This is a genomic window from Bacillus sp. AR2-1 (assembly GCF_008368755.1).
Lineage (GTDB): Bacteria > Bacillota > Bacilli > Bacillales > Bacillaceae_G > Bacillus_A > Bacillus_A wiedmannii.
The window spans coordinates 55069-80560 of the sequence record NZ_QORY01000017.1 but is presented as its reverse complement, the minus strand read 5'-3'; the positions used below and the strand labels follow the sequence as shown (position 1 = coordinate 80560).

Here is a 25492-nt window from a genome sequence, read left to right as displayed (position 1 = left end):
AGAGAGTTGGCGATTTGCTGAAAGCCAACGTTCAGTGCGTAACCGAAAATCATCTCCGAGAAGTAGAACCGAATGTTACAGTAAGTTCTTACCGGCTGTCCCCCGTTACAAGGAACACGTATCATGTTGTACGTTGTAAAGCCGTATACATATAGACTCATTTCTACATGTATAAATTAGGGTGGTATCGCGGGTAAATATAACTCGTCCCTTTCTTTAGGGACGAGTTTTTTGTGTTCTTACAAATGAATTTAAAAAAGGAGGAAAAACAATGAACACTGTATCAAAAAAACATATTTTTTTCACGGGTCTTATGCTATTTTCTTTATTTTTTGGGGCAGGTAATTTAATTTTCCCTCCCATGCTTGGACAAAATGCAGGTGAAAACTTTTGGCCGGCAATGATTGGATTTTTACTAACAGGAGTCGGTTTACCATTATTAACTGTTATTGCAATTTCTTTATCAGGAAACGGCATGCAACAACTCGCAAGTCATGTTCACCCATTATTCGGAATTTTCTTTACTGTAGTTGTATATATCGCAATCGGTCCTTCTATGGGAATTCCACGCGTTGCAAATGTCGCTTATGAAATGGGTGTTAGTTCTTTCTTACCAGAAACAATTCGTTCTAGTAACCTAGCACTATTTTTATACACAGTCGTCTTCTTCGCTATCGTATTTTGGCTTAGTTTAAATCCATCTAAACTTGTCGATCGCATCGGAAATATTTTAACACCTATTTTATTACTCTCTATTTTCTTACTATTTGTTAAAAGTGTATTTACACCACTCGGGCAATCAGGACCAGCAATGCAAGAGTATCAAACTTCTCCAATCTTCAAAGGTTTTATGGAAGGATACTTAACGATGGATACCATTTCTGCGCTTGCATTTGGAATTATCGTTGTAAATGCCATTCGCTCTAAAGGTGTAAAGGATCGTAAATCCATTGCCATCGCAACAGCGAAAGCAGGACTTATTGCCGCTACTGGTCTCGTACTTGTATATGGTGCACTTGGCTGGCTCGGTGCAACTAGCGTCTCGCTCGGATATGCACAAAATGGCGGAAAATTACTTACTGTTATCGTACAGCAATTATTCGGTCCATACGGTTTACTTCTATTATCTCTAATCGTTACACTCGCTTGTCTAACAACTTGTGTTGGACTTGTATCTGCGTGTAGTCAATATTTCTCAACATTATTGACTAAATTTTCATACAAAATGTTCGCGAGTATCATTTGTGCATTAGGATTATTAGTTGCCAACTTAGGTTTAACGAAAATTATTGCCATCTCTGTTCCAATTCTACTTGTTGTATATCCAGTTGCAATTGTACTCGTTCTACTATCGTTACTTCATAAATATTTCGGTGGATATCGCTCTGTTTATGTAGGTGCTTTAATTGGAGCAGCAATCGTAAGCGTATTTGACGGATTAAAACAAGGTGGCATTTCAGTTTCATTTATCACACCATATTTTGAATTTATCCCTTTATATAATGAAGGAATTGGCTGGCTAATACCAGCATTAGCCGGGGCTATTATCGGCCTTACAATCGCTAAGTTAAGCGGTGCGAAAAAAGTTCCCTTAATAACCGATTCCCGCGAAGTAAAAGCATCCTAAAAAACTCCCGAAAGGGAGTTTTTTTACTTTTGATAAGCAGTATGATTAAAACTGCTTATTTTATACGCTTTCGTATAATATTCGATATTTGTATCCACTGTTTCTACTTTGATAACATCGTAGCAATCTTCTTGCTTTACTAAAAATAAATAGTACTCTTCTGTCGCCTCAACAATTGCAATTTTATCTGTTTCAACATTATATTGTTCACAAAGCGCTTGTAATGCGTTCACATAATCCCCTAATTTTTTAGACTTATCCATGCCAAATATCGTTTGAACTAACATACACTCTCTTCCCTTTGTATGTACTGTTAACAACTTAATGATAACGCTTACATTTGTTAGCGTCAATAAAAAGATTTGGCGTAAACTAATAATCAGCGGAGATACCCCCCCACTGATTAAAGTTTCACTTTATCATTTCGTCAATTGATGTCTAAACGCATAAATAACTGCCTGTGTCCGATCACTTACATTTAGCTTATTTAAAATATTACTCACATGTGTCTTTACTGTTTTGAGAGCAATAAACAATTCATCTGCAATCTCTTGATTACTTTTCCCCTCTGCAATTAATAACAAAATTTCAGACTCTCTTTCTGTTAACTCCTCATGCAAAGGTTGTTCTTTCTTCTGACGCATACGAGACATCATTTTACCAGTAACTTTTGGCTCTAATACAGTTTCTCCATCATAAGTAGCTCGTACAGCGTCTGCTATATCACTTGCTCTTGATGTTTTTAATAAATAACTTGTCGCTCCCGCCTCAATAACAGGGTACAATTTCTCATCATCTAAAAAGCTCGTTACAACTACAATTTTCGCTTCTGGCCATTCCTGAATAATAGCACGTGTTGCTTCAACCCCATCCATCTCGTCCATGACAAGGTCCATCAAAATAATATCTGGTCTTAATTGCAGTGCTAACTCTGAACCTTTTCTTCCATTTTCAGCTTCTCCAACTACTTCGATATCTGGCTGCGTTGATAAATATGCTGATACACCCATTCGAACCATTTCATGATCATCGACAAGTAACACTTTTATCATGATTCTCCCCCTCTCTCAATCATAATCGGTACTTTTACTTCTATTTGTGTCCCTTTAGCGGGGAAACTAAGTACTTTTAATGTCCCACCAATTTCATGAACACGCTCTTGCATTGATCTTAAACCATATGAACCAGCCTTATTCACTCCGACTTCAAATCCAACGCCATCATCAATAATTTTTAGAATTGCATATTGATCAATTTTCCGAAGACGTACTTCCGTTTTCTTCGCTTTCGCATGTCGTAAAGTATTGGATAAAGCTTCTTGCACAATACGAAATAAATGATCTTCTACACCTTTTTTCAATTCTATTGGCTCGATTAGCCATTCAATTTTCATATGTTGCTTTCGCGATAATTCCGTCAATAATTCCTCTATACCTTGTGTCAGTTTCTTACCTTCTAATTGTACAGGCCGTAAATGAAGAAGCAACGCTCTCATTTCTGATTGTGCATTTACAACCATATTTTCAACGAGCTGCAACTGCTTTTTTGTCGTTTCTGGAATTTCAGCTACTTGTTCATTAATAGCCGACATCATCATCGACATTGCAAAAAGCTGCTGACTTACAGAATCATGCAGCTCCCTCGCCAATCGATGCCTTTCTTGAGATATCGCTTCTTGTCTCATCTCTTCATTCCAATGAGCTCGTTCATTCGTTACTTTTTGAAAGAGTCCAGCTTGCTCCTCTAATCGACGAGCAAGACCGATTACTTTTCGTTCTACTTCATGAAATTCATCATCTGCAGTAAACGAAACATCACTCGGAAAATTCCCTCGCTCCACTTCAAATAGAAAAGTATTTAATCCTTGTATACGCTGCTCTATATAGTAACCGATTGCATATCCTACAATTCCCCCGATAAGTAAACTTGTAGTCATAATAAACAAGCCAATTGGAACAGAAGCGATGGATTCCTTCCATAATAAATCATACACTTGTTGCTCGCTTTTCCATACATATACAATTGTACAAATGAGTGCAATACTAACAGAAGACAACATAGAATAACGAATATACATCCACGAAATATTTTTTTGTTTCTTCATTATACTTTCCTCACTTCCGTATCGCCTACGACAAGCGAAGAAATAATTTTAATACGACGAGGCGCTTCTTTATACTGCTCTGTTCTAAATGTAACATTGCGATTAAATCCTGTCTCTTCATGTCCTGGCAGGAGCACACGTCCGACAATAACAGAATGATTTAAAGACAATTCAATATCATATGGCACATATAAACGAATATTACCAACGACACCTCGGATAACAATTACCGTTTCTCCTTCTGGAATCATAGCAGTTGTTAAATCTATTTCCACATCACAAGCACCATATTGAACATTAATATCCTCAAGTTCATAAATATGATCCATCATTCGTATATTCCCTACAAACATATTTTTTAAATATGGTTCTGTACGATATATTTGCTTCTCTTCGTCTATAATCCCTTTTTCTTTAATTTCAACCTTCATTGCTTTTTGCTGATGTCCTTGTTGAATCAGTTGATAACCAATTAAAGCTAAACAAGCAAATACGACAAGAACAAATGCTGCTGATGAAAATAAGAAGAATAAAAATACGATACCACCAACAAATAAAAAGACATTTCCCCTTACATAACGATTCTTCTTACGATAATGCCTTCCAAACATAAGCATAATAAATGCAAAAATGAGACCACCTGGTTCAAAATGTCCAAGTATCATATCAAGAAAAAGACCGAATCCAAATATGATGAGGAGCATCCCCATTAATTGTGTTTTTGAAAATTGTTTCTTCATTTCAGCTCCCCCCTTCTTGTTACATATACATAGAAGAAAAGGCATTGCTTTCCAACACCTTTTCTCCTATCACTATATCATAAGCCTGTTTTATAATATACTACTATTATTTTGTTAACTCTTTCGTTAACGATACATCATTCTTCTCTTTCATTTCACGCTCAAGCTTTGCAATCTTCATATCAAATGTGTCACGTTCATGCTCCTCATTTATACGAGATTCTAAGTCGCGAATATGATCTTCAATTTCCTCAAAGCGTAAGAACGGATTATTTTCATCCATTTTATGCATCGCTGTATTCATACGACGATTTGCATGTGCCATATTTTCACGTGCCATTAATTCCATACGTTTTGCGTGCATTTCTTTTAATTTATTTTTCATCTCAGCAAGACGACGCTCTAACTCATCAATTTGATCTACAACACCTGCATACATTTCTTCTAATCGAGTTACTTGCCCTTCATAATACGCTACTTCTTCTAGCGCACGCTCATGTAGCTGTAATTCGCCTGCTTCTTGAGCGACGATCGCTTGCTTTGATCTTTTATTAACGAAATAACGTGCTTGCTCAAGCTCACGAGCGAAATTAGATTTTAATGTTTTGTGGCGCTCAATTAACTTCTCAATTTTTGTTATTTCACGCTCACTATCGCGTAAATATTGGTTTAACATCGCGATTGGATTTTTTCTTTCTTTCTCATCTAACACATTATGAAAATCTGCTAAAATTGCATCGCGTACACGTCCGAATAAAGATTGTTTCATTATAATCTTCCTCTCTTCTACTTTATCAATTTGATTTGGTTTTTATTAATTTTTTATTAGTTTTTCATTAACTTGTTCCACTCATCTTCAAAGTTGCTATATGGTTTAGAACTTTCTGGTGCAGAATCAACAACTACATTTTTTTCTTTTTTCCACTCACGGTATCCGTAGTATAAAACTACTAATGCTGCGATACCGATTAATGCTGGGGAATGAGAAAGGGCGATGGACAAGCCGATCAAACCAACAATACCCCAAGCTAACTTTCCAAAAAATGATTGTGCTCGCACAAATGATTTATAGCTCCAGTACACAACTCCTGCTCCAATTGCGAATCCTATAATACCAGCAAGACTGCCAAGAGCAATTAAAGCTAAAATACCAGCCGCGATAAACGCTAGAAATTGTTTCATCTTGTGCTTGCCTCCCTTCGATTTGATACTCTTATCTTAACTATTTTTTCACTTTTCCATAACGAGCTTAAGAACCGTTTTCGACTCAGACTTAAGACTGAGTTGCATTCAGCCTTTTGTAAAAATATGCGGTAGGATAGGATGATTCACTCTTTTATCGCACATAAAAAGCCGTACAGAGAACATTCTCTGTACGGCTTTCATTACTATTCATAAACTTCATTTTAAATTATGCTGTTTTGTGATACTCTTTCTTTCCCGCTACTTTAGAAAACCTCGGGAAACCAATTAATATAGAAATAATTCCACATACTCCAACTAAGATAGGATAAAACGCATATGGTAACAATTCAATCGGAGATAACGCCGCAAATCCTGCTGCCGTTAACATTTGCGCACCATACGGAATTAACCCTTGCACACAACATGAGAAAAGATCTAATACACTCGCTGATTTACGAGGATCAATTTCATATTGATCTGCAATGTTTTTCGCAAGTGGACCTGTAAAAATAATAGAAATCGTATTATTCGCTGTACACATATTCGTCATACTCACTAAGCCAGCGATACCGAACTCTGCTCCTTTTTTCGAACGAATGTTACGAGTTAAAATATTCATTAAATATTGAATACCACCATTATATTGAATCAGTTCGACCATACCACCAATTAAAATAGCAAGTAATACTAACTCCATCATACCGCCCATTCCAGTCGTTACACTTTTAAAGAAACTCTCTAACGTGTAACTCCCATCTAAAAGACCTATAACGCCGGATAGTACAGTTCCACCAGTTAACACAATAAGTACATTCCAACCAAGCAATGCTGTAATAAGTACTCCTGCATACGGTAAAATCTTTATCCAGTCAAAGCTATGCGCTTTAATCTGCGTGTCACTTCCTAAAGTAACGATTACTAATAGTACAACTGTAATAATAGCTGCTGGTAATACAATTAAAAAGTTCGTTTTAAACTTATCTTTCATTTCTGTTCCTTGTGAACGTACAGCTGCGATTGTTGTATCTGAAATAAATGATAAATTATCCCCAAACATCGCCCCACCAACAACAGTAGCCATCGTAAGTGCAATAGAGATATCAGTTTGCCCACTAATACCTACAGCAATTGGTGCTAATGCAGCAATTGTTCCCATTGAAGTTCCCATCGCTAATGAAATAAATGCCCCTATAACAAAAATTCCAGCTACGATAAATCCTTGCGGTAAAATGGATAACGCTAAATTAACTGTAGAATCAACGCCGCCCATCCCTTTTGCTGTTTCAGAAAATGCTCCTGCAAGTACAAAAATCAGAACCATAATCATAATATCCGGGTTCCCTGCACCTTTAGCAAATCGTTCTACTTTTACATTAAAACTTTCTTTACGATTCATTGCTAAAGCGACTCCTACAGCAATTGAAATTGCTACAAGTATCGGCAATTTATAGAAATCACCTGTAATAATTCCAGAACCAATAAATAGCGCCAAAAATATCCCAAGTGGTAATAAAGCCAAACCATTTCCTCTCGTTTCTTTCAAAGTACCATCTCTCCCTAGTTTCAACCTTTTTCTAATGAATAACAAAAGACCTCTTCCAATGAGAAGAGGTCTTATACATCTATAAGGAACGCTCTTCTCATCTTTCAAGCACATGCTTGCTGGATTTGGCACAGCACTCTGAAATCGAGTCCGCTGCCGAGGCATCGTAGGGCCAGTCCCTCCGCCTCTCTTTATAAGAAGGTTTCATATTTATTTTTTAATAATAATTTCTTCCCTAACTTTACTCGCTTACAAAACAAAAGTCAATTATTTTTTGTATAGATTTTTTTGGTAATTATACAAAAATTTGAATACAACAATCATTTTAACTTTTTGATTTCTTCTTCCAATATTGAAATCCAATAAAATTCACTATTTTTTATTGCATCTATTATCCATTTCGTAGTGTACCAAGCTAACTCATACTCTTCTTTTGTAACATCGCCACTTTTATAAGCATCCTCTAGCTCATCTTCATCCAATATATACATTTTACCGTTCGGTAATAACACTACATCTAAATATAAATCATCAAAATACGGTAAACCACGGTCGTCAATTTTATATTCTTTCGCCACATCGATATAATATTGCACTAATTTTTTCTGATCATCTAACATAGCTGTAATCGCAAAGTTTTTCCCGTCTATGAAATATTGAATCCACGTATATTGATTCCCTGCGATACAAAGTTCTTTACTATCATATTCTTTACAACTAGGTTCTCTTACCTTTTTTATTTCTAATATTCCTAGCATTCCTTCTTCCACTTGCTTAACCGTATAATCCTTCTCTATTAGTCGCTTCCACGAAGAACCGTCACCATATTTACGTTTCATTACGTCCGCTCCCCTTCTATATAGAAAAGCCCCCACATATTATGTGAGAGCTTGTTCAAATTATAATTAAGCTGCTTGACCTTTTTCAGAAATCTCTTTCAAATAAGCTTGTCCTTTTTCAGCGTCATATTGACCTTCCCACTTAGACATAACTACAGCTGCTAAAGAGTTTCCTACAACGTTAACTGCTGTACGAGCCATATCTAAAATACGGTCAATACCAGCGATAAAGGCTAAACCTTCAGCTGGAATACCTACTGTACCAAGTGTTGCTAATAATACAACGAATGATACGCCCGGTACACCCGCAATACCTTTTGATGTAACCATTAATACAAGTAATAATGTAATTTGTTGTGTAATGGATAATTCAATACCGTACATTTGCGCTAAGAAAATTGCTGCAATTGCTTGATATAAAGTTGATCCATCTAAGTTAAATGAATAACCTGTCGGAATAACGAAAGATGTAATTGCTTTCGGACAACCGAATTTCTCCATTTTCTCCATGATTTTTGGTAAAACTGTTTCTGAACTTGCTGTAGAATATGCTAAGATCAGCTCGTCTTTTAAAATCTTAAAGAATTGGAAAATGTTAATTCCAAATAGTTTCGCTGTAAGTCCTAGTATGACTACAACGAAGAAAATCATCGCACCATATACAACTATGACTAATTTCCCTAATGGAATTAATGAAGATAAACCAAACGTCGAAACTGTTACACCAATTAATGCGAATACACCAAACGGTGCAAATTTCATAACTTGGTTAGTCACGTAAAACATCGCATCTGCTACACCTTGGAAAAATTGAAGAACCGGTCTTCCTCTTTCACCAATCGCCGCAACTCCTAAACCAAATAGTACAGAGAAGAAGATAATCGCAAGCATATCGCCCTCAACCAATGATTTCATAATATTCGTTGGAACGATATTCACAAATGTATCTGCAAACGAATGACTTTGTACTTGAGCTGTTGTTTCTGCATATTTAGAAATATCAGTCTTTGTTAATTGATCCATATTCACGCCTTTTCCTGGTTGGAAAATATTCGCTACCAGTAGACCAACAACAATTGCAATTGTTGTAATAATTTCAAAATAAAGAATTGTTTTCCCGCCTAATCGGCCTAGTTTTTTAACATCGCCAACACCAGCAACTCCAACAACAATACTTGCTACAACAATCGGCACAACGATCATTTTAATTAATCGGATAAAAATATCACCAATTGGTTTTAGGTACCCTACAACTGTGCTATCGCCATAAAAAATTGCCCCCACCGCGATACCTAGGGCAAGTCCAATTAAAATTTGCCATGCAAGTCCTATTCTTTTCATATTTGTTGTAACCCCCTCTTCGATGTGTCACTCTACCTCTCATTCTATATCTATAAAACTTGAAATTAAGAGTATTACATATTATTCGACAATTCACTACATTTTGTCCCTGTTAAAAATCATAAATCAAAAAATTAAATCTGACAACAAAATAACTTTTCCTGAACACAAATAATTTTCTTGACAAAAATAAAACCCATGTCAGAAAACCTAACATGAGAACGATTCCTCACTAGTATTTTAGTGGGTTTTCAACTTGAATTTCACTATATAAAATCACGATTTTTTCCCTTTATTTTACAGATAAAATCTAGAATACACCTTTGTTGCACAAACTAAAAAAGTAAAATCACCATTACAAATACTGTTGAAAAATGATAAATTCCGACAAAACTTAGCAACTTTATAAAATTTTCTTTACATTATGGTTACAACGATAGACACTCTTCTTCTTATGATATATAACATTCATAGGGAAAGGAGCCAGACAACCATGAAAAAGAAATTTGCAGCGTTTAGTGTTTTAGCAGCAGGAACACTTTTTGTTTCTCCGTTACTTTCACCCGTATACGCTGAAACGAATCAAGATAAATTATCTAATATTCAATCTGAATTAGAAGGAAAACAAAATGACTTACAAAATAAATCAGTTGAGAAAGAACAAATAGAAAAAGAAATTCAAGAATTACAAAAGAAAATCGACGATTTAACTACTTCTATTAATAAAAACGAAGCTGAATTAAACGATACAAAAAAAGAAATTAGTAAAACACAACAAATAATTACTGAAAAAAAGAAACATATAGAGCAATTACAAACAAACATAGATACGCGTCAGGAAGTTATTAAACAACGTTTACAATCTATGCAAGAAAAACCTCGTACAAACATCATCACAGAGGTATTAACAAATTCTACAAACATTGCTGATCTTGTTGATAATATGTACTCTGTAAGTTTAATTTTAAACAATGATACAGATATTGTTAAAAAGCAAACAACTGACCAAAATGCTGTGACGAAAGAAAAAGAGGCTGTTGAGAAAAAAGAGCAACAACTGAAAGAATCCGAGCAAAAATTAGAACAAAAACAGCAAGAATTACAAAATAACCAACAACAGCAGCAAACCTTTATTAGCGATCTACATACGAAAGTAGCAAAAGTAGATTCAGAGATTGAAGGATTAGAAGAATCTAAAGGCATTTTAGAAAATCAGCGTCAAGCTGTTCAAAAAGCAATTGAAGAAGAAAAACGTGCCGAAGAGGCTCGTAAAGCTGAAGAAGCTCGCAAGGCAGAAGAAGCTCGTAAACAAGCCACTACATCTGCTCAAACAGCTCAAGCAGCTCCAACACCACACGATACAAATATTGGCGGGTTTATTAAGCCAGCAGCTGGATCAAAAACTTCTGGGTTTGGCGTGCGCTCTATAGATAACCATAAAGGAATCGATATCGCAGCCTCAGGAACCGTTCCAATTATTGCCGCTGCTGATGGTGTTGTTATTCGCTCAGAATTATCATCTAGTTACGGAAACGTTGTGTACTTATCTCACCGTATAAACGGAAAAACATATACGACAGTATATGCTCATATGAGTAGCCGTTCTGTATCAAATGGACAAACTGTAAAACAAGGCACTCAACTTGGATTCATGGGAAATACTGGCCAATCATACGGGCAGCATTTACACTTCGAACTTCACCTTGGAGAATGGAATGTCGGTAAGACAAACGCAGTGGATCCATCTCCTTATATCGGATTATAAAAAAAACTCGGTTCATACCGAGTTTTTTTATTTCCACTTCACACACTATAGGCATTCCACATAGACTACAACTAAATGCCCATATTTTACGAGGTGAATCATATGAATACACAATTACAACAGAAAATAGAAGAAGCTAGAGAAACTTACATTGGCCGGTTATTTACATTTGGCGGCTCAGCATTATTTTTAATCGGATCATTCATTGCAGTCGTCACAGCCTATAAAGCGTATAATCGTTTATTGAATACACCTACAACATAATAAAAAGACGGAGAAATCTCCGTCTTTTTATTATGCAAACATTTTAAATACGCCTATCGCATTTAAAAATACAATAATTACCGTTACTGGAATAACATAACGAAGCAAGAAGAACCAAATATTAAATAATGTTTTCCCTTTCGTTTCCGTAACTTCTAATTCTTTCATTAACATTTCTTTACTCATTTTATTTGGTACGAATAGCGAAATGGCTAGTACTCCGAGCGGCAGTAATACATTACTTACCGAAAAATCGACGAAATCAAAGAATGTCTTACCAAATATTTTCACATCACTCATAATTCCAAACGATAATGCTGACGGGATTCCAACTGCAAAAATAAGAATACCAATTAATAATGATGCTGACGGACGCTTTTTCTCATTATCTTTCGCAACAGATGCTACTACAATTTCAAGCATGGAAATCGCAGATGTTAAAGTTGCAAAGAAAAATAAAACTAAAAACATAATGAAGAAAAATTGTCCAAATGGTATTTTCGCAAATACTGCTGGAAGGACGATAAACAGTAGTCCTGGTCCTTCAGTCGGCTTAACGCCTAATGCGAAAATCGCCGGGAAAATTGCTAATCCTGCAAGTACTGTAATAAAAACAGTTAAACTTACAATAGACGTTGCTGATTTAGCTAAATGTTCTTCTTTCTTCAAGTACGAACTATACGTGACCATTACTGAGGCACCTACTGTTAGCGAGAAGAACGATTGTCCCATCGCGTATAAAATCGTATCTGCTGTCAGCTTTGAAAAATCTGGTTTCAAAAAGAACTCTACCCCAGCAAAAGCACCATCGAGTGTTAACGCACGAATAATGATTGCAATAAACAAAATAAATAATAGTGGCATCATATACTTACTTGCCTTTTCTATTCCCTTCTCTACACCTTTACTTACTACAAAAATAGTACAAAGCATAAAGATAAATTGCGCTCCAATCGCACTTACTGGATTTGAAATCGTTTCACCAAATAATTTTCCATAATCAACAACACCATTCCAAAAGCTTCCTGTAACACTATAGTATAAGTACAGTAAAATCCATCCACCTACGACACTATAGAAAGAGAGTACACTAAAACAAGTTACAACTCCCATACGACCAATCCAAGGATATAATTTACTATTTGGTACTAGTACTTTATAAGCTGTAACTGCCTCTTTTTGGGTGCTACGCCCAATGACAAATTCCGCTATTAGAAGAGGCATACCTATAAATAAAGTTAATAGTAAAAATACAAGGAAGAATGCGCCTCCCCCACCATTACCTGCAACATATGGAAATTTCCATATGGCACCAAGACCTACTGCGGCTCCGGCTGCTGCGAGTACAAAGCCTATTTTCGACGTCCATTGCTGTGTTTCTTTCATCATAAATTCTCCTTTTCTGAATATTTAAACTTTTGTTAATTATACACTTTCATTTCATACTCGCACACCTCCTTTAGAAAATAAAAAAGTCCCCTACACGCAAATATGCATGTAGAGGACGATATATGTAATGTAAATACCGTGGTACCACCTCAATTGGATTGATAAATCCCACTTGTTCAAGTACAGGAAAATTCCGATACTCTATCCTTTTAACGGCGGAACCCGGGTTGCCTACTACAATGTTCAACATACCTCTCGCAAGCCCATTCTGTAAATTTTATCGTACCGGGCTCACACCTTCCCCCAGCTCTCTGAACGTATCAAATATACATACTCTTCTTGCTCATCGATTTCATCTATTGAAGTTACTTGTGATTATAAATTATATTTTTATAGTTGTAAAGTACAATTTATTCATTATCCTATATGAACTCTTCTCTCTAATTCTTGTAAAAACAATTCTCTTTTTTGTTCATTTTGAACATATACCGACTTTAATACTTCTTGCAACAATATATTTCTCTCTCTTTTCTCTATTTGTAGTTCTTTCACTTTTATTCTAACTTCGGATAAAAAATCAAGATACGGTTCATACGCCTCATCATATTTATTTGCGATATCATCACGAATTTTTTTTGCAAGTTTCGGACTCGCTCCTCCGGTAGAAACAGCCACATTCAATAATCCACGATGAATTGCCGCTGGAAAATGAACATTACCACTTTCCGGGTTCGTAATAACATTTACTAACTGATTTTCTGCGCTATCTTCAGCAACTTGTTCATTTAATACGGCATCACTACTCGCTGCAACGACTAAAAAAGCACCTTTAATGTCACTTTTTTCATACTCCCTTTGATACCAACGAATTTTCTTTTCTTCCACAAGTTTCACTAAATTCGCATCCAATTCAGGACTTACCACAACTATATCCGCACCTTGTTTTAGTAAAGGAATAATTTTGAATCCCGCGACTTTTCCTCCACCAATGACAACAACACGTTTCTTCTCAACTCGCACTGTAAGTGGATACATATTGATCTCCCTTCAATAATTTCTTCGTTTTCTGAATTAACATATATTGAAATGCTTCATTCTTTCCTAAATACGGACTTATTTTTATCTCATCCAACTCATATTGGCGCACTTCTTTTTCAATATGTTTCATAAGTAAACCTGTAAATAATAAGTAAGGCAGTACAACCATATTCTTTTCTTTTCGTTCAACAACTTCCTTTAACTTCTCCTCAAATTTCGGCTCGGCAGCCGCTAAATAACAAACCTCTACTTTTTTAATTTTCTCTTCATGTTGAAATAAAGAAGCAATCCAGTTTATATCTCTTAATACTTCAGGATCACTACTCCCTCTTGCTACGAGAAGTAGCGTCACTTCATTCTTATCTTCCTGTTCAATGCCACTTCCACTATACACCGATTTCACAAGTGTTTCTGATACACCAAACGGGTTACCGTAGGTCACTTTAACATTCGAAAATTGATTATTTAACTTTTCCAATTCAAACGGTATATCTTTTTTCACATGACCTGCCGCTAATAAAAAAACTGGAATAACAATAATCTCTGTAGCACCACGCTTCACACATGTACGGAACCCTTCATTAATCGTTGGGCTCGCTAACTCTAAAAAACAAACTTCTTGAATACTTGCCTCTACACGGTTCATGCATGACGTAATAAATGCAACCGCTTCTTCTTTAGCTGCTTTCAAACGACTTCCATGGCATATATATAAGATGGCTTTCATTTTATAACACTCCACTTACTTGATAGGTACTTTCTGTCTGTTTCTCAAACCAATGGATTTTTTCTCGAAAACGGACCACTTCTCCAATTACAATCATGCTCGGATTTTGAATTTGTTCTTTTTTTGCAACATCCACAATTGTTCCTAACGTCCCAACAACTGTGCGCTGCATTGATGTCGTTCCGCGTTCAATAATAGCAGCAGGTGTACTTTTGTCTTTTCCATGCTTCATCAGTTGTTCACATATGTAGGGTAAATTGCTAACCCCCATATATACAGCTAAAGTCTCTACACCTTTCGCTAAATTTTCCCACTTCACTTCTTCTTCAGCACCTTCTTTCCTATGCCCTGTCACAATAGCAAAACTTGCACTTGCATCACGATGTGTCACTGGAATGCCAGCATAAGCAGGAGCAGCTATTCCAGCTGAAATACCAGGAACGATTTCAAATGGTACCCCTTGCTTTGCTAACGCTTCAGCTTCTTCTCCTCCTCTACCAAATACAAATGGATCGCCGCCCTTTAGCCTCGTTACAACTTTTCCCTTTTTCGCATATTTAATAAGAAACGTGTTAATCGTCTCTTGCTTCATCGTGTGATAATTTGGTAGTTTTCCGCAATAAATTAAATCCGCTTCAGGCTTTGCATGGGAAAGCAACTCTTTATTCACGAGACGGTCGTATAAAATAACATCTGCCTTCTTAATACATTTCAACCCTTTCACAGTAATTAAATCTGGATCACCAGGACCTGCACCAACGATATAAACCTTCCCCATCATCTCTCCTCATTTCTACTATTAAAGTGAAACTTCCATCCTTATATACGAATGGAAGTTTTCATTATTTCGTATTACCTTTTTCCTACTCATGAATAACAAATGCTGCACCTTTTCGAATCTTCTTTTTTTCAAATAGAGAAATCTCCTTTACTTCTGGTAACGGTAAAAAATGCTTTTCAAGCTCTATCTCCGCGAGCTTAAATGCCTGTTCTTCACTTTGAGCAACAACAACAATCGGAACAATACTATTTACTAACACAGCTTCAAATCGATATAAATCCATATTGTCCCTCCTAAGACGCTATTACTTCTTCTAACACAGTATTTAACGCTATTTGTAATGTCTCTATACCAACACGGCTGACAAAATCATAAAATGTTTCAGCTGGTAATTTATTCTCTTTGAAATAGCTTATAAATGATGCAAGTACATCAGGTAGATCCTCGCCATCTATTTTCCCTTTTAACTTTTGGTTATAAGCACCGCCATCTAACAGCGTTCCACCTACGTATATTTCAAATGCTTCAACAATTCCTTTTTCCTTCGTTTTCATTTTCACCCCTTGCAATCCAATATCAGCAATTTGACGTTGCCCACATGAATTCGGGCATCCTACCATATGAATACGAACTGGAACATCGAGTGCAATTTGTGTATCTAAGTACTCTGCGATTTTGCGTAATCTTTCTTTCGTTTCTACTAAAGCAAGATTGCAATACTCAATACCGGTACAGGAAACCGCATGACCAATAAATGATTTAGGACTTGCTGATATGGCTTTAAACAACGGCTCATTTAGTAAACCTGTTACATTTTTTGGCGGAACATTCGGAATAATAAAGTTTTGCGAATTACATGTACGAATCTGTCCATTTCCATACTGCTTAGCAATTCTTGCAATCTCAAACATTTCTTCTGCATGTAGACGTCCTACCGGCACATTAAAACCTACATATTTTAGTCCATCTTGTTTTTGATCTTGAACACCATAAAAGTATCCCGCATTCCATCCTTTGAGAGCACTTTCTCCTTTACTTTGCAATGGTCCTATATACTCTATTAGTTTCTCTTTAAATTTCTCTGCTCCCCAGTCTGCAACTAGAAATTTCAAACGAGCTAAATGACGTTTTTCACGGTATCCAAAATCACGGAATATCGTAGCAATCGCAATTGCTACCGCCTTCACTTCTTCTGGTAAAACGAATACATCTAATTCATCAGCTAAATATGGACGGGCTGATAATCCACCGCCTACTTTTATATGAAAACCAACTTTTTTCTCACCATCTATCTCTTTCGTTGCAGGTGTAAATGCAACACAGTTAATCTCTGCGTTTGCTGAATTATAAATGTTAGAACTAATAGACATTTTAAATTTACGCGGTAAGTTAGAAAACTCTTCATTATGTTGGAAATAATCATATACCTCTTTCACAATACCCGTTGTATCAAACAGTTCATTTGCATCAATACCAGCAAGTGGATTCCCTGTAATATTACGCGTTATATCACCACACGCCCCCGCTGAAGATAACCCAACTCTTGCTAATCTTTTAAAAATATCTGGAATTTGATGAATTTCTAACCAATGAAACTGAATCGCCTGTCTTGTCGTAATATCTATTACGTCACGCCCATAATCCTCAGCGATAGAAGCAAGCACTTCTGCCTGTGCATTCGTAATAATCCCTGAAGGAATATTTACACGCATCATAAAATATCCAGCTTCTTTCGGTCTTTGTAAATATAACCCTGCCCATTTGAATGCGTCCCACTCTTCTTTCGGAATAGATTCGAAGCCATTTTCTGCATAGTAAGGAATATCATTAAAGATTTCCAATCCATCTTTTTTCAATTTATTTTTCTCAGTCTGATTTAATTTTTCATTGTTAGCCCATACTTTTTCATAACTCATTTTTTATCCCCCTATATAAAACTACGCTCTTGTAAGTACTTCACGATTTGTTCTGCACATTCTTCAATAGAATACTTGTGCGTTTCTACAATTAACTCTGCTTTCTCTGGCTCCTCATACGGTGAATCAACACCAGTAAACTCTTTAATATCACCCTGTCTTGCCTTTTTGTATAACCCTTTTGGATCACGTTTTTCACACTCTTCAATTGGACATTTTACAAACACTTCTATAAACTCATCTGCTGCTAATAGATCTCTAACTTGTTTTCGGTCTACTCGAAACGGTGAAATAAACGCTGTAAGAACAACAGTACCTTGATCTACAAATAGCTTCGCCACTTCACCAATCCGTCTTATGTTTTCCATACGATCACTTTCAGAAAAACCTAAGTCTTTATTTAAACCGTGGCGTACATTATCTCCATCTAGTACATAATTTCCAATATTCTTTTCAAATAGTTTACGAGCAACCGCGTTCGCCACCGTAGATTTACCTGAAGCTGATAGACCAGTAAACCAAACTACAAAACTATGATGCCCATTTCTTACTCTTCTCTCATCTTTTGAAACAGATGCTGTATGCCAAGTAATATTCGTATCCATGTCATTCTCTCCCTATTCTGTTACTACTTCTTTTTTCAAACCTTTAATTAGCACTTCCACTACTTCTTTACGACTAAATGTACTCGGCGGAACCTCACCGTTTCTTAATAGTTCTCTTACTTTCGTACCTGATAAAATGACATGATCCTCTTTTCCGTGTGGGCATGTTTTCGTCGAAGCCATCGCTTCACATTTCGTGCAGTAAAAGCTATGTTCAAAAAATAACGGTGTAATCCCTAACTCTTCCACTGTAAAGTTTGTAAAAATTTCTTGTGCTTCATAAGTCCCGTAATAATCTCCTACTCCTGCATGATCGCGCCCTACGATAAAGTGGGTGCATCCAAAATTCTTTCTGACTATTGCATGGAATATCGCTTCCCTCGGTCCTGCGTAACGCATTGCTGCAGGAAATACACCTAAAAAGACACGATTTTTCGGATAATAGTTTTGAAGTAATACTTCATAGCTTTCCATCCTTACATCAGCAGGAATATCGTCCGATTTCGTTTCCCCAACGAGTGGATTTAAAAAGAGACCATCTACAATTTCAAGGGCAGATTTTTGAATGTATTCATGGGCACGATGTACCGGATTTCTCGTTTGAAATCCAACCACTGTTTTCCAACCACGTTTTTTAAATTCTTCTCTCGTTTCAATTGGATCTAAATGATAAGAAGGAAACGGATTATTTTCAAAGCGTTTTGTAAGAATAATAGCTCCCCCGACATAAACGTTCGGTCGTTCATATAATTTTTTCACTCCTGGATGAGCCTCATCCGTCGTTTTATACACAAGTAACGCTTCTTTTTCCTTGTCAGGCACAAAAATATCTTCTATTTGAATGACACCATATACATTTTCAGCATTAACAAGTTTTACTTCCTCTCCAGCTTTTAGACTCTCTGCTACTTCTTCTGTTACTGGTAATATAATCGGTATACTCCATATGCTCCCGTTTGCTAAGCGAAGCGTTTCTACGACCGAATCATAATCTTTCTTTCCTAAAAAACCAGTAAGTGGGCTATATCCCCCTGTCGCTAATAGCTCTAAATCACTTAACGCAATGTTGTCTAGTTCAATTTCTTTTTCGATTTGTGATACGTCGTAAGTCTCGTCTATACGATTTATTAATTCGTTTCTTGTACTCATTTTCTATTTCCTCTCTTAGCTTTATTTTCAAATTCATCTTATTGGTAATGAAGACCACATTCTGTTTTCACTTTCCCAGACCACCTACCATCTCTCGAATCGCCACCCTCACCTACAGGTAACGTACACTTCTCACACCCAATACTTGGATATCCAACATCATGCAGCGGGTTATACGGTAAGCTATGTTTGTATACATATCGCCACACTTCTTTCCACGTCCAATGAATGAGTGGACAAACTTTAATAGATTGAAAGCGATGATCTTGATTTATAAACTTTGTATGCTTACGTGTTTCTGATTGTTCCCTCCTTAAGCCCGATATCCAAGCTTTTTCCGCTGCTAATGATTTTTCTAACGGTAAAATTTTTCTAATTTTACAACAAAGATTCGGATTACTTTCCCATAATTTCTCACCATGCAACTTCGCTTGTTCATCAAGCGTAAGTTCCGGCTGTTTTTCTATAATATTTAATGAAGGAAATCGTTTCCGCACTTTTTGAATTAATTCATACGTTTCTTGAAAATGAACATTCGTATCTAAAAATACAACTTTAGCAGATGGATTTACTTGGTTTATAAGATGCAGCAATACCATCCCTTCCACTCCGAAGCTACATGCGTATACAATTTCACTTTTATATTCTTTATAAGCCCAACTTAATACTGATAGCGCGCCTTTCGTTTCATCTTCTTCTGAAAATGAAACATTATTTTCTTCCCACGTTTCATACGTCAACATGTTCTTTCCCCCTGTAAAAGCAAAAAGACGGTTTTAACCTAATATAATAGGTTAAAACCGCCTCTAGTTTTTCTAGTCAGCGCTTTTTACTTTAAACGTACCTTTTCACTTTTCTCTAATTGAATGACTTTCCCATCTTGCACAACAATTGTAATTGAACCATATTTCATATCAGCAAGCATCGCTTGAATTTTCTCAGATACTTCCTCAAAATGTTCCCGTACACTCACGCGAACAGCCCCCCTTTTTATTCATAAAAAAAATCTTTCCCATTTCGAAAAGACTGTTCGGTAATATATTTTACCTTATCTTTCAAAATGGATTCCATTTTGCTGGATTTAGCACCTTGCTTTCTATAAGCAGGTTGCCGAGCTTCTTCGGGCCAGTTCCCTCCGCTTCTCTTGATAAGCTTTGTATTTGTATTTTATCACAATTCTGATTTTTTTCAATCCTAGTTTTCCGATATATTTTAATTATTTTATTTTATAAAAAAGGAATTGCCCATCCGAACAACTCCTTTTTCCCATTCACACAAGTTCTTTAATACGTATGCGATCGTTCCCAATAATATTTTCATATGTTTCACGCTCTACAACAATTTGTGATGTGCCGCCTTTCGCGAAGACGACAGCTGGTCTACGAATCCGATTATAATTATTCGCCATCGAGTATCCATATGCCCCTGTACAAGAAATTGCTAATAAATCGGCTGAAGCAACTTTCGGTAGAGTGATATCCCAAATTAACATATCTCCACTCTCACAGCACTTCCCAGCAATCGAGACAAGTTCCTCATTCTCATCATTCCCTCGATTCGCTAACATCGCTTCATAACGAGCGTTATATAAAGCAGGTCTTAAATTATCAGTCATCCCACCATCCACTGATACATATTTCCGAATACCAGGAATGTCTTTCACAGATCCGACTGTATAAATTGTCGTTCCAGCATCCCCTACAATACTACGGCCTGGTTCAACCCATATTTCTGGCAGGGGATAATTACATACTGTAAATTGTTCCCTCATAGCACTTGTTACAGCTCGCACATATGTCTCAAGAGTTAATGGTGTATCTGACTCTGTGTAGCGTATTCCGAATCCTCCGCCTACATTTAGCACTTTTACTACATAGTTTGTTCGCTCTCTCACTTCTTCTAAAAATTGACGAAGAACTTCAATCGCTCGCACAAAGCCGGCCGTTTCAAATATTTGTGATCCGATATGTGAATGAATTCCTAACACATTATAATTTGATTTTTGTAAAGCAATCTCAATCACTTGCATCGCTTGACCATTTGACACGCCAAATCCAAATTTCGAATCATCTTGGCCTGTTGTAATATATTCATGTGTGTGCGCCTCTACTCCGGGCGTTACACGAATTAATATGTTCACAAATTTCCCATGTTGCACTGCTAAATCATGCAAAATTTCTAATTCCAAGAAATTATCTACGACAAAACAACCAATATTCGCCTGAAGAGCCATCACAATTTCTTCTTCTGTTTTATTATTGCCGTGAAAATGAATGCGTGATGCCGGAAATCCTGCTTGCAGCGCAGTATATAATTCTCCTCCAGAAACAACATCTAATGACATATTCTCTTCACGAGCCACTCGGCACATCTCCATGCACAAGAACGCCTTGCTTGCATATGCTACTTGATAAGAGAAACCACTTTCTTTAAACGCACGATGAAACGCGCGGCACTTTCCTCGAATTGACTCTTCATCGTATACATAAAGTGGTGTTCCGTATTGTTTTGCTAGCTGCGTCGTATCGCATCCTCCAATTTCTAAGTGTCCTTGCCCATTGATTCGGCTCGTGCCGTGTAAATACATTTGAATTCCTCCCTTATTTCCTCTAAAACTCATAACCCCAATCTTCTATTCATTGCAGCACGCTTTTAGATAGACAAAAAACGCGCGGAACAATGTTCACACGCGTTTCTTATTAGGAAAAATATATATTGAAAAAATAAACGAGTTGTTATCTCCTCAAAATAAGAAACCGCATCAACATCTCCAAATAGCTCTCCATAAAATAAATATTATGACAGTACTACATTTATTCAATGCAGTCCCAATATATGAATAAGATGGTTATTCTTATATTTCGGCAATAGTCCCTTTCAACCTATGATCACAGATTCCATTAAATCTCCCATAGCTTACTCTTTCCTATCGCGGCCTCTACCTTTGAGAGTAGATGAGGTAAGTCTATTTAATTTTCAAACATCTAATTGTTGCTATTAACAATACCAAAGGACCATTTTATTTGTCAAACAATTTTTTATATTGTTTTTTTACAGTTTAATTTCGTATCATTTGGTAAGCGCTTTACTGAAATCTTTGACACTTCCCATTCGCCTTCTTCATTATTAAATGTAATCGTTACCTTCTCAAATGGTGGAGCAATTTTCCCAGCAACTCGTTCATACTTCGTTACTTCAATACTTGCTTGAAATAAATATGTACCGCTATACACTTTTTTTAAACTAATAATTTTAGGACATTGATAAGGCTTCAAGCTCCCATATTGTTTTTCAATTGCTTTATTTATTTTCGGAAATAAAACAGAATAAAGGGCATCTTCCATAAGAGGTGCATCATATTGGGCTACCGACACACTCGGTGAAGCAAAAAGTATAACACTACTGCATACTATAAAATATAATAATTTTCGCATTATAACCTCCGTATTATTACACGATTCTTTCTGCGCACGATAATTATCATACATAGAAACTCCGTTTTATTGTCTCCCACTGCCCTTTTTCTACTCAATTATTATAAAAAAGTCCACAACTCTCTTTTATTTTCGTATAATGATACTCATAGTATAATAAACATAATAACAAAGGACTGTTCGTATATATAAAATGAGGCGCTAATCAAACCGGCTCACAAGAACTGTCATGCTTTTTAGGAGAGGAGTATATTATGCTACAACGTCTGTTTCCAAAACTGCGATTTGCACTCGTTGCAGTCGTTTTATTATGGATAAAAACATATATTGTGTACAAGCTAGCATTTGATATTAAAATTGATAACTTCTTTGAAGAATTTATGCTTTTTATTAATCCACTAGCTGCGTTACTTTTATTTTTCGGTTTTGCTTTACTTGCATCTAAACACCGAAACCGCATTATAGTTGGAATCAGTTTTATACTGTCCTTTATTTTATTTGGAAATGCAATGTTTTATGGGTTTTATAACGATTTCGTTACGTTCCCAGTTTTATTTCAAACAAATAATATGGCTGATTTAGGGACAAGTATAAAAGAACTCTTTACGTACAAAACATTACTTTTATTTGCAGATGCAATTATTTTAATGTTTCTTTCACGTAAATTCCCAGCATTTTGCGACAAGACGCCACTTTCTCGCTCTGAGAAGCGAATTTTCTTTAGCGGTGTAACAGCTCTATTAGCATTACAAATTGTCGTTTCAGTTATTTATAAGCCACAAATGTTCTCACGCTCATTTGATCGTCAAACTGTCGTGAAAAATTTAGGTTTATACACATATCATCTATTTGATATTACACTTCAATCTAAATCTTCGGCTGAACGTGTATTTGCAAGTGGTGACGGGTTCTCTGAAATTAAAAACTATACAGACTCAAAAGATAAGCAAGTTGATAAAAACTTATTTGGAGCTGCAAAAGGTAAAAATGTAATTTTGATTTCAATGGAATCTACACAAAGTTTTGTTATTAATAAAAAAATAAATGGAAAAGAAATCACTCCATTTTTAAATGAATTTATTAAAGATAGTTTTTATTTCGATAACTTCTATCATCAAACGGGACAAGGTAAAACTTCTGATGCTGAATTTATCGTTGAAAATTCACTTTATCCGTTAGACCGCGGTTCTGTATTCTTTACTCACGCAACAAATGAATATACAGCTACACCAGAACAATTAAAAAAATATGGATATTCTTCTGCTGTCTTCCATTCAAACGATAAAACGTTTTGGAATCGTGATGTAATGTATCCTGCACTTGGATATGATCGTTACTTTAATTTAAATGATTACGTAGGCACAGAACAAATGTCTGTCGGTTGGGGATTAAAAGATAAAGGGTTCTTTGAACAATCGATTCCAAAGCTAAAATCTTTACCACAACCGTTCTATACAAAATTTATTACTTTAACAAATCATTTTCCATTTCTTCTAAATCCAGAAGATCAATATGTTGATGAGTTTAATTCGGAAAGTGGTGTTGTAAACCGCTACTTCCCAACCGTTCGTTACACGGATGAAGCTCTTAAACTATTTATTAAACAATTAAAAGAGGAAGGACTGTATGATAATTCCGTTATTGTTATTTATGGAGATCATTACGGTATTTCTGAAAACCATAATGCAGCTATGGCTCAGTTCCTTGGGAAAGATGCTATTACACCGTTTGATTCTATGCAATTACAACGCGTCCCTCTCATTATTCATGTACCTGGTCAAGAAGGAAAAGCCATTTCTAAAGTATCTGGTCAAATTGATATTAAACCAACGCTACTTCATTTACTTGGTATTAAAACAAATCAATCAGTTGAATTTGGAACTGACCTATTTATTAAAGAAGAAGATCCACTTATGGTAATGCGTGATGGTAGCTTCGTTTCGGAAAACTATGTTTATACAAAAAACATGTGCTATAAACGAAATACAGGTGAAGAAGCGGACATTTCATTATGTCAACCAAATATTGAAAAAGCAAAAACTGAATTGAAACTCTCCGACAAACTCATTTATGGAGACTTATTACGTTTCGATCCTAACAATCGTTATAAAACCGGAACAATGACAACGAAATTTGAATAGCGCCAGAAGCAACTTTTATAAAAGTTGCTTCTTTTTTTACTTATTTTTCAAATCATTCCGCTATGAAATCTTTCACAAATTGGGAATTTTTTTCGTATGAGGAAGAAATTTATGGTATGATAAAATAAGTAAAATTTCATAAACTAATTAAGAATTTATTACAGAAAGCAAGGGATCAGATTTTGTATAGAGCAGCTATTCCAAACTTATTTACGCTCGGAAATTTATATAGTGGATTCTTATCAATCGGCTATGCATCTTTAGGATATTATAAATCAGCTGCTATTTTAGTACTTATCGGGATGATGTTAGATAGTCTTGATGGGCGTGTTGCTCGATTATTACGCGTTGATTCACAAATGGGAAAAGAGCTTGACTCGCTTGCAGATGTCGTAACATTTGGTGCAGCACCTGCTGTTCTCATGTATTACACATCTTTCTCCAATTATGGAATCATCGGACTATACATAGCGGGACTATTCCCTCTTTTCGGAGCATATCGTTTAGCTCGATTTAATGTTACACCATCTTCTACTTCAATGAAATATTTCACTGGGGTACCGATTACAGCAGCGGGAGGGCTTGTTGCTTTCTTAACATTATTTTCACATACCATTCCAAAAATCGTTCTTATTACAGTATTTGTAACGTTCGCATTTTTAATGGTGAGCCGCATTCGTATCCCAAGTTTAAAAGATGTACCAATTCCACGATATAGCATCATTATTACACTATTTTTAGTTGGAATCATTATCACAATGTACCAAACAGGGTTCGGTAATTTTTCTGTTTTCTTATTCATTGCTATTCCACTATACATTTTGTATATGCTATCTCAATTTCTTAGACAAATACCATCTAAAAGAGCAAATAAAGACAAATAAGAAACCTTCCGGAACCGGAA

26 protein-coding genes, 3 riboswitches and 2 other annotated features (1 of these 31 cut by a window edge) are annotated in these 25492 nt (G+C 36.0%); of the genes, 5 read left to right on the top strand and 21 right to left on the bottom strand.

Annotated elements, in window-relative coordinates:
• Nucleotides 1–215, top strand: a binding site (T-box leader) (it extends 44 nt beyond the left edge of the window).
• A 56-nt stretch (nucleotides 216–271) separates the two neighbouring features.
• Entirely contained in the window at nucleotides 272–1627 is a 1356-nt protein-coding gene (brnQ3, locus tag DT250_RS19105) for a branched-chain amino acid transport system II carrier protein BrnQ3 (RefSeq protein WP_088062677.1), read from the top strand.
• 23 nt (nucleotides 1628–1650) lie between these two features.
• On the opposite strand, the gene DT250_RS19100 is transcribed toward brnQ3, so the two are convergent.
• The 9 genes from DT250_RS19100 to gltP form a co-directional block, all read right to left on the bottom strand.
• Nucleotides 1651–1947: a DUF3922 domain-containing protein gene (locus DT250_RS19100; RefSeq protein ID WP_131932946.1), complete on the bottom strand. Its 297-nt coding sequence runs from the start codon at nucleotides 1945–1947 to the stop codon at nucleotides 1651–1653.
• A gap of 99 nt (nucleotides 1948–2046) precedes the next feature.
• Nucleotides 2047–2679: a response regulator gene (locus DT250_RS19095; protein WP_000598709.1), complete on the bottom strand. Its 633-nt coding sequence runs from the start codon at nucleotides 2677–2679 to the stop codon at nucleotides 2047–2049.
• On the bottom strand, nucleotides 2676–3731 hold the full coding sequence (locus DT250_RS19090; protein ID WP_064476649.1) for a sensor histidine kinase: 1056 nt from the start codon (nucleotides 3729–3731) through the stop codon (nucleotides 2676–2678). Before DT250_RS19090 ends, DT250_RS19095 begins: the two co-directional genes overlap by 4 nt.
• Nucleotides 3731–4471 (bottom strand): cell wall-active antibiotics response protein LiaF, encoded by a 741-nt coding sequence (liaF, locus tag DT250_RS19085; RefSeq protein WP_075308724.1) that lies wholly within the window; start codon nucleotides 4469–4471, stop codon nucleotides 3731–3733. The genes DT250_RS19090 and liaF overlap by 1 nt, the downstream gene beginning before the upstream one ends.
• A 106-nt stretch (nucleotides 4472–4577) precedes the next feature.
• On the bottom strand, nucleotides 4578–5240 hold the full coding sequence (locus DT250_RS19080) for a PspA/IM30 family protein (RefSeq protein ID WP_075308722.1): 663 nt from the start codon (nucleotides 5238–5240) through the stop codon (nucleotides 4578–4580).
• Between the two features lie 56 nt (nucleotides 5241–5296).
• Nucleotides 5297–5653, bottom strand: coding sequence for a lmo0954 family membrane protein (locus tag DT250_RS19075; RefSeq protein ID WP_000808634.1), 357 nt, complete (start codon nucleotides 5651–5653; stop codon nucleotides 5297–5299).
• A gap of 229 nt (nucleotides 5654–5882) precedes the next feature.
• The gene (locus DT250_RS19070) at nucleotides 5883–7199 is read right to left on the bottom strand and encodes a Na+/H+ antiporter NhaC family protein (protein ID WP_088062675.1); all 1317 of its coding nucleotides are present in this window, start codon (nucleotides 7197–7199) and stop codon (nucleotides 5883–5885) included.
• A 94-nt stretch (nucleotides 7200–7293) separates the two neighbouring features.
• Nucleotides 7294–7399: riboswitch (SAM riboswitch) on the bottom strand.
• Nucleotides 7400–7519: 120 nt separating this feature from the next.
• On the bottom strand, nucleotides 7520–8038 hold the full coding sequence (locus DT250_RS19065; RefSeq protein WP_088062674.1) for a ribonuclease FAU-1 family protein: 519 nt from the start codon (nucleotides 8036–8038) through the stop codon (nucleotides 7520–7522).
• A gap of 66 nt (nucleotides 8039–8104) precedes the next feature.
• A complete protein-coding gene (gltP, locus tag DT250_RS19060) occupies nucleotides 8105–9379 on the bottom strand; it encodes a glutamate/aspartate:proton symporter GltP (protein WP_087985514.1) in 1275 nt (424 codons plus the stop codon).
• A gap of 493 nt (nucleotides 9380–9872) precedes the next feature.
• On the opposite strand from gltP, the gene DT250_RS19055 reads away from it, so the two are divergent.
• On the top strand, nucleotides 9873–11144 hold the full coding sequence (locus tag DT250_RS19055) for a murein hydrolase activator EnvC family protein (protein ID WP_097889752.1): 1272 nt from the start codon (nucleotides 9873–9875) through the stop codon (nucleotides 11142–11144).
• Between the two features lie 102 nt (nucleotides 11145–11246).
• A complete protein-coding gene (locus tag DT250_RS31745; protein ID WP_001096003.1) occupies nucleotides 11247–11408 on the top strand; it encodes a hypothetical protein in 162 nt (53 codons plus the stop codon).
• A gap of 30 nt (nucleotides 11409–11438) precedes the next feature.
• On the opposite strand, the gene DT250_RS19050 is transcribed toward DT250_RS31745, so the two are convergent.
• The 12 genes from DT250_RS19050 to DT250_RS18995 all read right to left on the bottom strand — a co-directional run bounded on the left by DT250_RS19050 (nucleotide 11439) and on the right by DT250_RS18995 (nucleotide 22447).
• Entirely contained in the window at nucleotides 11439–12794 is a 1356-nt protein-coding gene (locus tag DT250_RS19050; protein WP_046958187.1) for a sodium-dependent transporter, read from the bottom strand.
• 111 nt (nucleotides 12795–12905) lie between these two features.
• Nucleotides 12906–13153 (bottom strand) — a binding site (T-box leader).
• Nucleotides 13154–13214: 61 nt separating this feature from the next.
• Nucleotides 13215–13832: an NAD(P)-binding protein gene (locus tag DT250_RS19045; RefSeq protein ID WP_098147979.1), complete on the bottom strand. Its 618-nt coding sequence runs from the start codon at nucleotides 13830–13832 to the stop codon at nucleotides 13215–13217.
• The gene (locus tag DT250_RS19040; RefSeq protein ID WP_149213545.1) at nucleotides 13807–14562 is read right to left on the bottom strand and encodes a sirohydrochlorin chelatase; all 756 of its coding nucleotides are present in this window, start codon (nucleotides 14560–14562) and stop codon (nucleotides 13807–13809) included. Before DT250_RS19040 ends, DT250_RS19045 begins: the two co-directional genes overlap by 26 nt.
• A gap of 1 nt (nucleotide 14563) precedes the next feature.
• On the bottom strand, nucleotides 14564–15340 hold the full coding sequence (gene cobA / locus DT250_RS19035) for a uroporphyrinogen-III C-methyltransferase (RefSeq protein WP_088062666.1): 777 nt from the start codon (nucleotides 15338–15340) through the stop codon (nucleotides 14564–14566).
• An 85-nt stretch (nucleotides 15341–15425) separates the two neighbouring features.
• The gene (locus tag DT250_RS19030) at nucleotides 15426–15626 is read right to left on the bottom strand and encodes a DUF3906 family protein (RefSeq protein ID WP_000366913.1); all 201 of its coding nucleotides are present in this window, start codon (nucleotides 15624–15626) and stop codon (nucleotides 15426–15428) included.
• Between the two features lie 10 nt (nucleotides 15627–15636).
• Complete coding sequence (locus tag DT250_RS19025) at nucleotides 15637–17259, bottom strand: nitrite/sulfite reductase (protein WP_097889753.1); 1623 nt, start codon at nucleotides 17257–17259, stop codon at nucleotides 15637–15639.
• 11 nt (nucleotides 17260–17270) lie between these two features.
• Nucleotides 17271–17864 carry an adenylyl-sulfate kinase gene (gene cysC / locus DT250_RS19020; RefSeq protein ID WP_048561381.1) on the bottom strand — a complete coding sequence of 198 codons (594 nt, stop codon included), beginning with the start codon at nucleotides 17862–17864 and terminating at the stop codon, nucleotides 17271–17273.
• 12 nt (nucleotides 17865–17876) lie between these two features.
• Nucleotides 17877–19013 carry a sulfate adenylyltransferase gene (gene sat / locus DT250_RS19015; RefSeq protein WP_149213544.1) on the bottom strand — a complete coding sequence of 379 codons (1137 nt, stop codon included), beginning with the start codon at nucleotides 19011–19013 and terminating at the stop codon, nucleotides 17877–17879.
• 38 nt (nucleotides 19014–19051) lie between these two features.
• The gene (locus tag DT250_RS19010) at nucleotides 19052–19756 is read right to left on the bottom strand and encodes a phosphoadenylyl-sulfate reductase (RefSeq protein WP_075308704.1); all 705 of its coding nucleotides are present in this window, start codon (nucleotides 19754–19756) and stop codon (nucleotides 19052–19054) included.
• Nucleotides 19757–19842: 86 nt separating this feature from the next.
• On the bottom strand, nucleotides 19843–19986 hold the full coding sequence (locus DT250_RS19005) for a YezD family protein (protein ID WP_000116163.1): 144 nt from the start codon (nucleotides 19984–19986) through the stop codon (nucleotides 19843–19845).
• A 72-nt stretch (nucleotides 19987–20058) separates the two neighbouring features.
• Nucleotides 20059–20167: riboswitch (SAM riboswitch) on the bottom strand.
• Between the two features lie 116 nt (nucleotides 20168–20283).
• The gene (gene lysA / locus DT250_RS19000) at nucleotides 20284–21600 is read right to left on the bottom strand and encodes a diaminopimelate decarboxylase (protein ID WP_149213543.1); all 1317 of its coding nucleotides are present in this window, start codon (nucleotides 21598–21600) and stop codon (nucleotides 20284–20286) included.
• A gap of 180 nt (nucleotides 21601–21780) precedes the next feature.
• A riboswitch (Lysine riboswitch) is annotated at nucleotides 21781–21962 on the bottom strand.
• Between the two features lie 89 nt (nucleotides 21963–22051).
• Nucleotides 22052–22447, bottom strand: coding sequence for a DUF3888 domain-containing protein (locus tag DT250_RS18995; RefSeq protein ID WP_001228833.1), 396 nt, complete (start codon nucleotides 22445–22447; stop codon nucleotides 22052–22054).
• 254 nt (nucleotides 22448–22701) lie between these two features.
• Here DT250_RS18995 and DT250_RS18990 point away from each other — a divergent pair, with 254 nt between their 5' ends.
• Together DT250_RS18990 and pssA are read left to right on the top strand one after the other, a co-directional pair.
• Complete coding sequence (locus tag DT250_RS18990) at nucleotides 22702–24588, top strand: LTA synthase family protein (RefSeq protein ID WP_149213542.1); 1887 nt, start codon at nucleotides 22702–22704, stop codon at nucleotides 24586–24588.
• 182 nt (nucleotides 24589–24770) lie between these two features.
• Complete coding sequence (pssA, locus tag DT250_RS18985) at nucleotides 24771–25472, top strand: CDP-diacylglycerol--serine O-phosphatidyltransferase (RefSeq protein WP_060489528.1); 702 nt, start codon at nucleotides 24771–24773, stop codon at nucleotides 25470–25472.
• Nucleotides 25473–25492: the final 20 nt, after the last annotated feature.